The following is a 12231-nucleotide window of genomic DNA, read 5'->3' as shown; positions in this document are numbered from 1 at the left end:
GTCAGCGGGGCAGGCGTCCCTTGCGCTTCTGGCGGCGGGAGCGCCAGGGGTGGCGCGCCTTGGCCGGGCGCGCCACCCGGCTCTGGCCCACGTCCTCGTCGCGGAACTCCGGCACCGAGCCCCGGGTGCCGGTGGTGAAGCGCAGGTGCATGTGCAGGCCGGTCTTGGCCAGCATATGGCCGGTCACCGGGGCGGTGATGAACAGGAACAGGGTGATCAGCAGCTCCTGGACGTGAAACTCGCCCTGGGTCACCGTGAAGTAGAGCATGGAGGCGATCAGGGTGCAGCCGATCCCCAGGGTGGTGCCCTTGGTGGGGCCGTGCAGGCGCATGAAGAAGTCCTTGAACTGCAGCATGCCCAAGGAGCCGGTAAAGGCGAAGATGCCGCCCGCCACGAGCAGGAAGGCGACCACGGCTTCGGCCAGCAGGTAGAGGTTCATGGTCGGCTCCTTACTCGATGATGTCGCCGCGCAGCAGGTAGCGGCAGATGGCCATGGTGCCCACGAAGCCAAGCATGGCGATCAGGATCGCGGCCTCGAAGTAGGTCTTGGTGTTGAGCCAGAGCCCGAGCAGCACGATCAGCGCGATGGAGTTGACGTAGAGGGTGTCCAGGGCCAGCAGGCGGTCCGGGACATCGGGCCCCTTGGCCAGGCGAAAGACATTCATGGCCATGGCCATCACGATCAGCGTCAGGCTGATCATCAGCGCGATGTCTAGCATTCGAAGATCTCCTTGAGCGGGCGCTCGTAGCGCTCCTGTATCTCGCGCACCAGCGCCTGCTCGTCGTGCATATCCAGCACGTGGATCAGCAGTGAGGAGCGGTCCAGGCGAACGTTGGTGGAGACGGTGCCCGGCGTCATGGTGATGGTGTTGGCCAGCAGGGTGATGGTCAGCGGATCCTTGACCGAGAGCGGGTACTCCACGAATCCGGGGTGGGGCTCACGCTTCGGCGAGAGGATCAGCAGGCTGACCTGAACGTTGGCCTTGACGATATCGTAGAGCACCACCAGCACGAACCTGGCGAGCTTGATGGGGTGCTTGACCTGGGGCAGGGGCTGCCAGAAGCCCCGGGTGAGCAGCGGGATCCCCACGGCCAGGACGGCGCCGAGGATCAGCTGGCCCGGTTCGATGCTGCGCACCAGCAGAAGCCAGGTGATCAGCAGCACCAGCGACAGGGTAGGAGTGGGCAGCAGGCGACCCATGGCTTTCATGGTGACTCTCCCTCGATGGTGAGCCGTCCGAACTGGAGGGCGGGGGATTCGCCGAGCAGCCGGGCGATCACCGCCTGGGGCTCGGCCAGCTGTTCGGCGGTGGCCTGGGTATAGCCGCTGACCGGCCCGGCGAAGGCGACCAGCAGGGGGGCGCTGGCCAGCAGCCAGAGCACCCCCGCCAGCTGGGGCCGGGTGACGCGACCGCTATCGACCTCGCCCTTGTAGCTGGCCCAGAAGAACACCGAGCCGGCCCGGGACATGGCGATCAGCGCGCAGAGGCCGGCCAGCAGCAGCAGCGGCCAGAGCCACAGCCGCGCCGACCCCTCGGCGGCCTGCATCAGCAGGGCCTTGCCGAGCGATCCGGCCAGGGGCGGCAGACCCGCCACCGCCACGGCGGCGACCAGGAACATGCCGCCCAGCAGGTGGCGCTGATGGAGCCGGCGGCCCCGCACCAGGCGGGTGCCCGCCTTGCCGCGCTGCTGGCTGATCAGCTCGGCGATCAGGTAGAGGGCGCCACAGATCAGGGTGGTATGGGGCAGGTAGTAGAGCAGCGCGCCGATGGCATCGACGGAGCCCAGCGCCGTACCGGCCATCAGGGTGCCCACGGAGACCAGCACCAGGTAGGCCACCAGGGTTCGCAGGTCCCGGGCCGCCAGCACCCCGACGCCCGCCAGGGCGATGGTGGCCAGCCCCGACCACCACAGCCAGGTGGCAATCGCCTCGGCTACCGGGGTGTCGGCGAAGATCAGCGACTGCACGCGCAGAATGGCGTAGAGGCCGAGCTTGGTCATGATGGCGAACAGGGCGGCCACCGGCGCCGGCGCCGCCGCATAGGTGCGCGGCAGCCAGAAGTAGAGGGGCAGCAGCGCCGCCTTGAGGCTGAAGACCACGATCAGCAGCAGGGCGCCGGCGGTGACCAGGGCCGCCTGGTCGCCGGACATCTGCGCCACCCGGCGGGCCATGTCGGCCATGTTGAGGGTGCCGGTGGCGCCGTAGAGCACCCCCAGGGCGACGATGAAGAGCGCCGAGCCGGCCAGGTTCAGGATCACATAGTGCAGGCCGGCACCGATGCGCTCCTTGCCGCCGCCGTGCATCATCAGGGCGTAGGAGGCCAGCAGGGTGATCTCGAAGAAGACGAAGAGGTTGAACATGTCGCCGGTCAGGAAGGCGCCGTTGAGCCCCATCAGCTGCAGCTGGAAGAGGCCGTGGAAGTTGGTGCCGCGAGCATCCTCGCCGGCGCAGGCGAAGAGCACGCTGCCCAGTGCCAGCACGGCGGTCAGGATCAGCATCAGCGCGGAGAGCCGGTCCAGCATCAGCACGATGCCGAAGGGGGCGTGCCAGTTGCCCAGCGCATAGAAGAGCATCTGGCCGTCGCCCGCCACCGCCAGCAGCCAGGCGGCCACCAGCACCTGGGCCACGCAGAGGGCGGTGCTGAGCTGGCGCCTCCGGGTATCGCTGGCCTGGTTGAAGAGCAGCAGGGCAAGGGCGCCGATCATGGGGATCAGGATCGGCAGGGTCACGAGGTGCTGGCTCATTTGGCGTCTCCCGCTTCGCCGGACTGGCCGTCCACATGGTCACTGCCCAGCTCGCTGCGAGCGCGGATCGCCAGGATCACCACGAAGGCGGTCATGGCGAAGCCGATCACGATGGCGGTGAGCACCAGCGCCTGGGGGAGGGGGTCGGAGGGCGTGATCGATTCGCCGATGACCGCGGCGGCGTGGGTGTTGAGTCCGCCGGTGGAGAAGAGGAAGAGGTTCACCGCATAGCCGAGCAGGGCCAGGCCGATGATCACCGGGAAGGTGCGCCCGCGCAGCAGCAGGTAGATACCGCTGGCGGTAAGGACACCGACCACCAGGGAAAAGAGGGCTTCCATCAACGTTCCTCCAGCGTCGGGCGGTGGATCGTGGTGACCCGGCCCAGGTTGATCAGGATCATCAGGGTGGCGCCGACCACGGCCAGGTAGACCCCCACATCGAAGAGCATGGCCGAGGCGAGTTCGATCTCACCGATCAGCGGGATATGGAAGTGACCGAAGGTCGAGGTCAGGAAGGGGTAGCCGAAGAGCCAGCTGGCCAGGCCGGTGGCCACGGCGACGACCAGGCCGGATACCGCCACCGCCGGGTAGGAGATCGGCAGTCGCTCCCGAGTCCAGTCGTGGCCCCGGGCCATGTACTGCAGGATCAGCGCCACGGCGGTGATCAGGCCGGCGATAAAGCCGCCGCCGGGCTGGTTGTGGCCCCGCAGGAAGATATAGACCGAGACCAGCAGGGCCAGGGGTAGCAGAATCTGGGCGATCACGGCGAGGATCAGCGGGTAGCGGTGGCGCGACCAGCGGATCCCCTCCAGGTTGCCCGACGGCTTGAAGAGCTTCATGCGGTTGAGCAGCTTGAAGGTGGCCAGGCCCGCCAGGGTGAGCACGGTGATCTCGCCCAGGGTGTCGTAGCCCCGGAAGTCCACCAGGATGACGTTGACCACGTTGGTGCCGCCGCCGCCCGGCACCGCCTCGCGCAGGAAGTAGTCGGCGATGGAGATGGTCTCCCGGGTCAGCAGGGCGTAGTTGAGCATCGCCACCACCAGCCCCAGGGAGGCCGCCAGCAGCAGGTCGCGCAGGATGCGCCGCTGGGAGACCAGCAGCGGCGGGCGCTGGGGCAGGAAGAAGAGCGCCAGGATGAAGAGGATCATCGACACCACCTCCACCGAGAGCTGGGTCAGTGCCAGGTCGGGGGCGGAGAAGCGCACGAAGGTGAGCGAAACGGTCAGGCCTACCACCGAGAGCATCAGCAGCGAGACCAGCCGCCAGCGGTGGCTCAGGGCGCTGCCGACGGCGCCGAAGATGATCAGCGCCGCCCCCAGCACCAGCATACCGTCCAGGGGCTGCATGCCGAGGGGGCCGGTCAGGGTGTCGAGGTTGGCCAGCCCCACGCCCACCATGACCAGCGCACAGAGTACCAGCAGCGCCTGGTAGCGCTGCAGGGAGCCGTTCTCCAGGCGCTGGGTCAGCCAGAGGGTGGCCTTGATCACCTTCAGTACCGCCGCCTCGAAGGTCAGGCTGGCGTCGCGGGTCGGGAAGAGGGCGGCGATGTTGGCCAGGCGGCGATGCTGGCGCACCAGCAGGATGCCGCCGATGACCGCCATCAGGCTCATGGCGAGGGGCAGGTTGAGGCCGTGCCACAGCGCCAGGGAGATCAGCGGGGTGGTGTCACCCTGGACGGCGAGGCTGGCGGCGTTGACCAGCGGGGCGGCCAGGGTCATGGGGAAGAGCCCCACTGCCAGGCTCATGGCGGCCAGGAAGAGGCCAGGGGCCAGCATGCCCCGGGCCGGATCATGGACGTGCATGGGCGGCTCGGCCTTCTGCTCCCGGGTCAGCTTGGGCGCGGCGAAGAAGAGGCTCCAGATCAGGCGCAGCGAGTAGGCCACCGAGAGGGTGGCGGCCACCGTCACCAGCAGCGGAATCAGGCCGCTCAGGGCCCCCAGCACGTCGTTGATCAGGCTCTGCTCGAAGAGCATCTCCTTGGAGAGAAAGCCGTTGAAGGGGGGGAAGCCGGCCATGGCGGCGCCCGCCAGGATCACCATGGTGCCGGTCAGCGGCATCATCGACCAGAGCGCCCCCAGGCGGTCGATGTCCCGGGTGCCGGTCTCGTGATCGATGATCCCCACGCTCATGAAGAGTGCCGCCTTGAAGGTGGCGTGGTTGAGGATATGGAAGACCGCGGCGACGATGGCCAGCGGGCTGCCCAGCCCCAGCAGCAGGGTGATCAGCCCCAGGTGGCTCACCGTGGAGAAGGCGAGGATCCCCTTGAGGTCGCGCTGCAGCAGGGCGAACCAGGCGGCGTAGAGCATGGTGGTCAGGCCCACCAGGGAGAGCGCTACGGCCCACAGCTGGCTGTCGCCCAGGGCCGGAGTGAGGCGTGCCATCAGGAAGACGCCCGCCTTGACCATGGTGGCCGAGTGCAGGAAGGCCGAGACCGGGGTAGGTGCGGCCATGGCGTGGGGCAGCCAGAAGTGGAAGGGGAACTGGGCCGACTTGGTAAAGGCGCCCAGCAGCACCAGCGCCAGGATCAGCGGGTAGTGCGCCGAGGCGCGGATGACGTCGCCGGCGGCCAGCACGTCCGCCATGGCGAAGCTGCCCACCACGTTGCCGATCAGCAGCAGGCCGGCGAGCAGCGCCAGGCCGCCGGCGCCGGTGACCGCCAGCGCCATGCGCGCGCCGCGGCGGGCGTCGCTCCGGTGGCCCCAGAAACCGATCAGCAGGAAGGAGGAGACGCTGGTCAGCTCCCAAAAGAGCCACAGCAGGATAAGGTTGTCCGCCATGGCGATGCCGACCATGGCGGTCATGAAGAGCATCATGTAGGCGAGGAAGCGACCGTCATCCTCGTCGGCGCTGAGGTAGTGGCCGGCGTAGTAAAGGATCAGGCTGCCGATGCCCAGGATCAGCAGCGCAAAGAGCAGGGTCAGGCCGTCGATACGCAGCGCCAGGTCGAGGCCGAGCAGGGGCATCCAGGTCAGGGAGACCGAGACCACCTCGCCGGCCAGCACCGCCGGGGCGTGGATCAGCACCAGGCCCAGGGCGAGCAGGGGGGCAACGAGGGTCGCGAGCGTGCAGAGGCGTCGGCCGTGGCGGGAGGTGGCAATCGGCACCAGGGCGCCGAGAAGAGTGAGAAGGGGAATCCACAGCAGTGCCATCGGTATGCTCGTCCACTCAGTGGCGGAAGCGTACCTTCCAGGCCCTGGACGCCGGGGCGGCGCCTGTGGCCCGGGCAGTCACGTCACCGCCCGGCTCGTCTTCATTCCGCTGGCCAGCAGCCACCGGAGCGCTGGGGTGCGGCAACCGGGCGCGGCCGAAAATCGCATGGTAATCATTCACTAATGATATGATGTCGACTTCCGTTTAAGGTAACGCGCAGCCCGTTCTTGCCACTCGCCGGCGAGAGTCTATAGGCTTTCTCTATTGATAAACAGGCTCCGGGGTGCTGCGCTGCGTCATCCATTAGGCGAATGCTGATCCAGATCAGGCCGCCTGCCATGCGCCCTTGGACCTCAGGACGAACACGACCAGGAGAGCCCCCTTGATCCAATTCGCCGTGCTGTCGGGATTCCTGCTGGCCGCCCTGGCGCCGCTCTTCCACCGCTGGTTCGGCGACCGGACCAGCTTCGTGCTGGCCGTCTTTCCGGCGGCCCTGGCGCTATGGTTCCTGAACCAGCTGCCGGCCGTGATGGCCGGCGAGACCCTGGTGCTCAGCATGGAGTGGGTGCCCTCCCTGGGCATGAGCCTGACCTTCGTGGTCGACGGCCTCTCCATGCTCTTTGCGCTGCTGGTCACCGGTATCGGCACCTTCGTGCTGATCTATGCCGGGGGGTACCTCAAGGGGCACCCGGACCTGGTGCGCTTCCACCTGGCGATCCTGGCCTTCATGGTCTCCATGCTGGGCCTGGTGCTGGCCGACGGCCTCTTCACCCTCTTCGTCTTCTGGGAGCTGACCAGCATCACCTCCTACCTGCTGATCGGCTTCAACCACACCGATCTCGAGGCGCGCAAGTCGGCCCGCCAGGGGCTCTTCGTCACCGTGGCGGGGGGGCTGGCGCTGATGGCGGGCCTGGCCATGCTGGGGGTGGCCGGGGGCAGCTGGTCGCTCGCCGAGCTCAACGCCATGGACGATGTCCTGCGCGAGCACGACCTCTATACGCCGCTGCTCATCTGCCTGCTGCTCGGTGCCTTTACCAAGTCGGCTCAGTTTCCCTTCCATTTCTGGCTGCCCAACGCCATGGCGGCCCCGACGCCGGTCTCGGCCTACCTGCACTCGGCGACCATGGTCAAGGCGGGCATCTACCTGCTGGCGCGGCTGCAGCCGGGCCTCGGCGGCACCGAGATGTGGACGGTGACCCTCTCGGTGGTGGGGGCGCTGACCATGTTCACCGGCGCCTTCCTGGCCATCCGCCACACCAATATCAAGAAGCTCCTGGCCTACTCCACGGTGATGGCCCTGGGCACCCTGACCATGCTGCTGGGTATCGGCACCGAGGGGGCGATGATCGCCTTCGTCACCTTCCTGCTGGCGCACTCGCTCTACAAGGGGGCCCTGTTCATGGTGGCCGGGATCCTCGACCACGAGACCGGCACCAAGGACGTCACCGCCATGGGCGGCCTGCGGCCGCTGATGCCGATCACCGCGGTGATCGCCATGGTGGCGGCGCTCTCCCTTGCCGGGGTGCCACCGCTGTTCGGCTTCATCGGCAAGGAGCTGATGTTCGAGTCGGTGCTCGACGCCAGCGCCTGGCGATGGCTGGTGGTGCTGCTGGCCTTCAGTGCGGCCATCCTGACCATCGCCGTGGCGGCGATCATCGCTTTGCGTCCCTTCTTCGGCCAGCGCCGCCAGACCCCGCGGGTGGCCCACGAGGCGCCGGCCTCCATGCTGCTGGGGCCGGCGGTACTGGCCACGCTCTCCCTGCTGCTCGGCCTGCTGCCTGCCCTGGCCGGCACCGGCCTGCTCACCGCCGCCGCCTCGGCGGTGGTCGGCGCGCCGGTGGAGGTCAAGCTCTCCCTGTGGCACGGCATCAACCTGCCGCTTCTGATGTCGGTGGTGAGCCTGGTGCTGGGCTATCTGCTCTTCCAGCGCTGGGATCGGGTGCGGGCGCGCCTGGCACGGCTCGACCCGCTGATCGCCCGGGGTCCCGAGTCCGGCTATGACGCCTTCATGGACGGCGTGGTGGTGGTCTCCGAGTGGCAGACCCGTATCCTGCAGAACGGCTATATGCGCAACTACATCCTGGTGATGATCGTCACCCTGATCGCCCTGATCGGCAACTCGCTGCTCCTGCGCCACTCCCCCCAGCTGGCCTTCGACCTCGATGTCCAGTTCCACGAGGCGATCGTGGTCGGCACCATGGTGCTGGGGGCGCTGTTTGCCGCCATCTCCCGCTCGCGGCTCGGCGCCGTGGTCTCGGTGGGCATCATGGGCTTCTCCATCGCCCTGACCTTTATCCTGTTCAGCGCCCCCGATCTGGGCATCACCCAGCTGCTGGTGGAGACGCTCACCGTGATCCTGCTGGTGCTGGTGCTGTTCCGCCTGCCGCGCTTCTCCAGCCTCTCCACCCCCATCGAGCGGGTGCGTGACATGGCGGTGGCCGGCAGCCTGGGCGGCCTGATCACCCTGCTGGTGCTGACCTCCTGGAGCATCGATCAGTTCGTGCCGATCTCCGACTACATGATCGCCAACAGCGCGCCCCTGGCCTATGGGCGCAATATCGTCAACGTGATTCTGGTGGACTACCGCTCCCTCGATACCCTGGGCGAGATCTTCGTGCTGGCCCTGGCGGCCATCGGCGTCTTCGCCATGCTGAAGCTGCGCGCCCCGGAGAAGCCGAAGAAGTCCGCCCCGGCCAAGGAGAACGCCGATGGTTAAGTCCGGTACCATCATCCTCAACACGGCGGCGCGGCTGCTGATGCCGCTGCAGCTGCTGTTCTCCATCTTCCTGCTGCTGCGCGGCCACGATGAGCCCGGCGGCGGCTTTATCGCCGGCCTGGTGGCCGCCGGCGCCTTCACCCTCTACCTGTTCGCCTTCGGGGTCAGCGCCACCAAGGAGGTGCTGCGCATGATCGACCCTCGGGACCTGATCGGCATGGGGCTGCTGCTCGGCATGATCTCGGTGGTGCCGGCCTGGTTCGTGGGTGAGGCCTTCCTGACCGCCCAGTGGTGGGAGATTCCCGGCATCGACTTCAAGGCCTCGACGCCGCTGATCTTCGACGTGGGGGTCTATCTGGCCGTGCTGGGCGCGGTGATGACCATGGTGATGACCCTGATGGAGGTGGACAAGGATGAGCCCTGAGAACGCCGCCCACCGGACAGGAGGTGACCAATGGAACCCGTGATGGCCATCGCCATCGGCCTGCTCTATGCCGCGGCGATCTTCCTGATGCTGCGTCGCTCCATCGTCAAGCTGGTGATCGGACTGATGCTGCTCTCCAACGCCGCCAACCTGTTGATCTTCACCTCGGCGGGGATGACCCGGGGGGCTCCGCCGCTGATCCCCGAGGGGATGCTGGCGCCTGCCGGCGCGGTGGCCGACCCGCTGCCCCAGGCGGTGGTGCTGACCGCCATCGTGATCGCCTTCGGCGTGCTGGCCTTCGCCGTGGTGCTGATTCGCCGTGCCTACGAGATCGTCAAGGCCGATGACCTGGACAAGATGAAGGATACCGACACGTGAGGCCCGAAGTCGCACTTCCCGTCCTCCTGCCGCTGCTGTCGGGCGCCATCTCGCTGCTCTTCTGGCGCTCGCGGCCCATGCAACGCTTCACCGCCGTGGCCGGCAACCTGGCGCTGATGGTGGTGGCGCTCTGGCTGCTCGTCTCCGTCCATCAGGAAGGCTATGTGACCATCCAGATGGGCGGCTGGGAGGCCCCCTACGGCATCACCCTGGTGGCCGACATGCTCAGCGCGGTGATGATCGTGCTCACCGCCCTGATCGGCCTGGCGATCGCCATCTACTCCCTGGCCTCCACCGGGCCGGACCATGAGAAGTTCGGCTACTACCCGCTGATGCACCTGCTGCTGGCCGGGGTGGCCGGGGCCTTTCTCACCGGGGATATCTTCAACCTCTACGTCTGGTTCGAGGTGATGCTGGTCGCCTCCTTCGCGCTGCTGATCCTCGGCGGCGAGAAGGCCCAGATGGAGGGGGCGATCAAGTACGTCACCCTCAACCTGCTGGCCTCGGTGATCTTCCTGACCGCCATCGGCCTGCTCTACGGCATGGTGGGCACCCTCAACATGGCCGACATCGCCCTGCGCCTCCACGAGGCGGAGCACCAGGGCATGGTGGAGGTGCTGGCGGTGATGTTCATGGTGGCCTTCGGCATCAAGGCGGCGGCCTTTCCGCTCTTCTTCTGGCTGCCGGCCTCCTACCACACGCCCCCGGTGGCGGTATCGGCGCTGTTCGCCGGCCTACTCACCAAGGTGGGGGTCTACTCGCTGTTCCGGGTCTTCACCCTGATGTTCGACGAGACCCTGGACTACACTCAGGACCTGCTGCTCTGGGGGGCGGCCTTCACCATGGTCACCGGGGTGCTGGGGGCGGCGGCCCAGTACGAGTTCCGCCGCATCCTGTCGTTCCATATCGTCAGCCAGATCGGCTACATGATCCTGGGGCTGGCGCTCTACACCCCCCTGGCCATCGCCGGCGGCATCTTCGCGGTGATGCACAACATCGTGGTCAAGACCAATCTCTTCCTGATCAGCGGCATCACCCGGCGCCTGCAGGGCACCTACCAGCTGAAGAAGATGGGCGGACTCTACAAGGAGCGTCCCTGGCTCGCCGTGGCCTTCTTCCTCTCCGCCTTCTCGCTGGCGGGGATTCCGCCGCTGTCGGGCTTCTTCGCCAAGTTCGTGATCGTGCGCGCCGGCATCGAGGCGGAGGCCTATGTGGTCACCGGCATTGCCCTAGCGGTGGGCCTGATGACCCTCTACTCCATGGTCAAGATCTGGAACGAGGTATTCTGGAAGGCCCTGCCCGAGGACAACCTGGTGCCCGAGCAGGAGACCGTGGTGGGTGACGACGGCCGCATGGTCAAGCCGAGCCTGTGGATGATGACCCTGCCGGTGGGGGTGCTGGCCGCGCTGTCGCTTTTGATCGGCGTCTTCGCCGAGCCGCTCATGGTCATGATGAACACCATCGGCGAGCAGCTGATGACCCCCCAGGGCTATATCGACGCCGTCCTGGGCGGTAACGTGGACGTCAGTGAGGCCCTCATCGAGGCGCCGGCAAGCGAGGAGACAAGCCCATGACCGGAGCCATCTGGAACCTGCTGCTGGCCCTGGCCTGGGTCGTGCTGAGCGGCGACTTCACCGGCCTCAACCTGGTGGTGGGCCTGGTGTTCGGCTATATCGCCCTGCTGTTGATCGAGCCTCAGGTGGAGTCGCTGCAGGGCTATCCGGCGCGTATCCCGAGGATCCTGGGCTTCATCGGCTTCTTCATCAAGGAGCTGCTGATGGCCAACCTCAAGGTGGCCTTCGATATCCTGACGCCCCCCTGGCACATGAAGCCCGGGGTGATCGCCATGCCCCTGGAGGCGCGCACCGAGCTTGAGATCACCATGGTGGCCAACCTGATCTCCCTGACTCCCGGTACCCTGAGCCTGGACGTCTCTGACGACCGCAAGGTGCTCTACATCCACGCCATGTTCCTCGACGATGAGGAGGAGCTGCGCCGCAACCTCAAGGAAATGGAATACCGTGCCCTGGAACTGTTTCGCTGAGCCTGACCGCGAGGTGCCGACATGGAGATCGTGATTCTGATCAGCCAGGTCATCATGAGCCTGGCCCTGGTCCTCGCCTTCGTGCGGGTGGTGCGCGGGCCCAGCCTGCCCGATCGGGTGGTGGCCCTGGAGCTCTTCGCCAGCATCGTGGTGGGCCTGGTGGGCGTCTATGCCATCCAGTCCGATGTCTCGAGCTTTATCGATGCCGCCATCGTCATCGCCCTGATGGGGTTCCTGGCCGCCATCGGCTTTGCCCGCTTCCTGGAACGTGGAGGACCCCGCGATGATTGATTTCATAAAGGGTGTCTTTGTCCTCTCTGGCGCCTCGCTGATGCTGCTGGCGGCGCTGGGGCTGCTGCGGCTGCCCGATCTGCTGACTCGCATGCACGCCACCACCAAGGCGGCGGCCCTGGGCGTCATCCTGATCATGCTGGCGGTGGCGATGCATTTCGCCGAGGTGGGGGTGGCGGCACGGGCCCTGGCGATCATCATCTTTATCCTGATGACCGCCCCGGTGGCGGCCCACGTGATCGGCCGCGCCGGCTACTTCGTCGGCTCCAAGCTGTGGAGCGGCACGGTCAAGGACGAGCTGCGGCCCAACTATGACCCCCTGACCCACGAGCTGAAGAGCGGCTACGAGACCGAGGCCAATGCCCGTCGCGAACCCAGGGAGGGAGAGAGCTCCTGACGCAGTCGCTTGCCCGCCGACGAAGGCCGCCTCCGGGCGGCCTTCTTCGTTGGGGAGTGAGCCGAAGCGGAAAGACTTTTAATTGTA

The 12231-nt window shown here is 67.0% G+C and carries 13 protein-coding genes; 7 read left to right on the top strand and 6 right to left on the bottom strand.

The annotated features are described in order from the left end of the window. Nucleotide 1: 1 nt before the first annotated feature. The 6 genes from ACRYRV_RS04935 to ACRYRV_RS04910 are packed head-to-tail and all read right to left on the bottom strand — an operon-like array spanning nt 2 to nt 5893. Nucleotides 2-439, bottom strand: a complete 438-nt coding sequence (locus tag ACRYRV_RS04935) for a Na+/H+ antiporter subunit G (protein WP_299316557.1) — start codon at nt 437-439, stop codon at nt 2-4. A 10-nt stretch (nt 440-449) separates the two neighbouring features. After that, complete coding sequence (locus ACRYRV_RS04930) at nt 450-719, bottom strand: K+/H+ antiporter subunit F (RefSeq protein WP_299316558.1); 270 nt, start codon at nt 717-719, stop codon at nt 450-452. After that, the gene (locus ACRYRV_RS04925; RefSeq protein WP_444985762.1) at nt 713-1210 is read right to left on the bottom strand and encodes a Na+/H+ antiporter subunit E; all 498 of its coding nucleotides are present in this window, start codon (nt 1208-1210) and stop codon (nt 713-715) included. Before ACRYRV_RS04925 ends, ACRYRV_RS04930 begins: the two co-directional genes overlap by 7 nt. Further along, on the bottom strand, nt 1207-2745 hold the full coding sequence (locus tag ACRYRV_RS04920; protein ID WP_444985763.1) for a monovalent cation/H+ antiporter subunit D: 1539 nt from the start codon (nt 2743-2745) through the stop codon (nt 1207-1209). Before ACRYRV_RS04920 ends, ACRYRV_RS04925 begins: the two co-directional genes overlap by 4 nt. Next, nucleotides 2742-3083 carry a Na+/H+ antiporter subunit C gene (locus ACRYRV_RS04915; protein WP_253449410.1) on the bottom strand — a complete coding sequence of 114 codons (342 nt, stop codon included), beginning with the start codon at nt 3081-3083 and terminating at the stop codon, nt 2742-2744. The genes ACRYRV_RS04920 and ACRYRV_RS04915 overlap by 4 nt, the downstream gene beginning before the upstream one ends. Continuing rightward, a complete protein-coding gene (locus tag ACRYRV_RS04910) occupies nt 3083-5893 on the bottom strand; it encodes a monovalent cation/H+ antiporter subunit A (RefSeq protein WP_444985764.1) in 2811 nt (936 codons plus the stop codon). The genes ACRYRV_RS04915 and ACRYRV_RS04910 overlap by 1 nt, the downstream gene beginning before the upstream one ends. 386 nt (nt 5894-6279) lie before the next feature. On the opposite strand from ACRYRV_RS04910, the gene ACRYRV_RS04905 reads away from it, so the two are divergent. Genes ACRYRV_RS04905 through mnhG form a run of 7 tightly spaced genes read left to right on the top strand, consistent with a single transcriptional unit; the run spans nt 6280 to nt 12144 of the window. Beyond that, nucleotides 6280-8610, top strand: a complete 2331-nt coding sequence (locus ACRYRV_RS04905; RefSeq protein ID WP_299316575.1) for a putative monovalent cation/H+ antiporter subunit A — start codon at nt 6280-6282, stop codon at nt 8608-8610. Further along, nucleotides 8603-9034, top strand: a complete 432-nt coding sequence (locus tag ACRYRV_RS04900; RefSeq protein ID WP_299316562.1) for a Na+/H+ antiporter subunit B — start codon at nt 8603-8605, stop codon at nt 9032-9034. The genes ACRYRV_RS04905 and ACRYRV_RS04900 overlap by 8 nt, the downstream gene beginning before the upstream one ends. 30 nt (nt 9035-9064) lie before the next feature. Continuing rightward, a complete protein-coding gene (locus ACRYRV_RS04895; protein WP_299316563.1) occupies nt 9065-9412 on the top strand; it encodes a Na+/H+ antiporter subunit C in 348 nt (115 codons plus the stop codon). Beyond that, nucleotides 9409-10986 (top strand): Na+/H+ antiporter subunit D, encoded by a 1578-nt coding sequence (locus ACRYRV_RS04890; RefSeq protein ID WP_309637540.1) that lies wholly within the window; start codon nt 9409-9411, stop codon nt 10984-10986. The genes ACRYRV_RS04895 and ACRYRV_RS04890 overlap by 4 nt, the downstream gene beginning before the upstream one ends. Continuing rightward, entirely contained in the window at nt 10983-11456 is a 474-nt protein-coding gene (locus ACRYRV_RS04885) for a Na+/H+ antiporter subunit E (RefSeq protein ID WP_309637541.1), read from the top strand. The genes ACRYRV_RS04890 and ACRYRV_RS04885 overlap by 4 nt, the downstream gene beginning before the upstream one ends. Before the next feature lie 21 nt (nt 11457-11477). Then, a complete protein-coding gene (locus ACRYRV_RS04880) occupies nt 11478-11747 on the top strand; it encodes a monovalent cation/H+ antiporter complex subunit F (protein WP_253449422.1) in 270 nt (89 codons plus the stop codon). Next, nucleotides 11740-12144 (top strand): monovalent cation/H(+) antiporter subunit G, encoded by a 405-nt coding sequence (gene mnhG / locus ACRYRV_RS04875; protein ID WP_444985765.1) that lies wholly within the window; start codon nt 11740-11742, stop codon nt 12142-12144. Before ACRYRV_RS04880 ends, mnhG begins: the two co-directional genes overlap by 8 nt. Nucleotides 12145-12231: the final 87 nt, after the last annotated feature.

It is taken from the genome of Halomonas mongoliensis, from assembly GCF_052496345.1.
The sequence above is the reverse complement of the archived record's forward strand: the minus strand, read 5'-3'. Positions and strand labels throughout refer to the sequence as shown.

Coding starts and splice junctions, on each gene's coding strand:
- ACRYRV_RS04935 (WP_299316557.1), bottom strand. CDS start 439: ATGAACCTCTACCTGCTGGCCGAAGCCGTGGTCGCCTTCCTGCTCGTG.
- ACRYRV_RS04930 (WP_299316558.1), bottom strand. CDS start 719: ATGCTAGACATCGCGCTGATGATCAGCCTGACGCTGATCGTGATGGCC.
- ACRYRV_RS04925 (WP_444985762.1), bottom strand. CDS start 1,210: ATGAAAGCCATGGGTCGCCTGCTGCCCACTCCTACCCTGTCGCTGGTG.
- ACRYRV_RS04920 (WP_444985763.1), bottom strand. CDS start 2,745: ATGAGCCAGCACCTCGTGACCCTGCCGATCCTGATCCCCATGATCGGC.
- ACRYRV_RS04915 (WP_253449410.1), bottom strand. CDS start 3,083: ATGGAAGCCCTCTTTTCCCTGGTGGTCGGTGTCCTTACCGCCAGCGGT.
- ACRYRV_RS04910 (WP_444985764.1), bottom strand. CDS start 5,893: ATGGCACTGCTGTGGATTCCCCTTCTCACTCTTCTCGGCGCCCTGGTG.
- ACRYRV_RS04900 (WP_299316562.1), top strand. CDS start 8,603: ATGGTTAAGTCCGGTACCATCATCCTCAACACGGCGGCGCGGCTGCTG.
- ACRYRV_RS04895 (WP_299316563.1), top strand. CDS start 9,065: ATGGAACCCGTGATGGCCATCGCCATCGGCCTGCTCTATGCCGCGGCG.
- ACRYRV_RS04885 (WP_309637541.1), top strand. CDS start 10,983: ATGACCGGAGCCATCTGGAACCTGCTGCTGGCCCTGGCCTGGGTCGTG.
- ACRYRV_RS04880 (WP_253449422.1), top strand. CDS start 11,478: ATGGAGATCGTGATTCTGATCAGCCAGGTCATCATGAGCCTGGCCCTG.
- mnhG (WP_444985765.1), top strand. CDS start 11,740: ATGATTGATTTCATAAAGGGTGTCTTTGTCCTCTCTGGCGCCTCGCTG.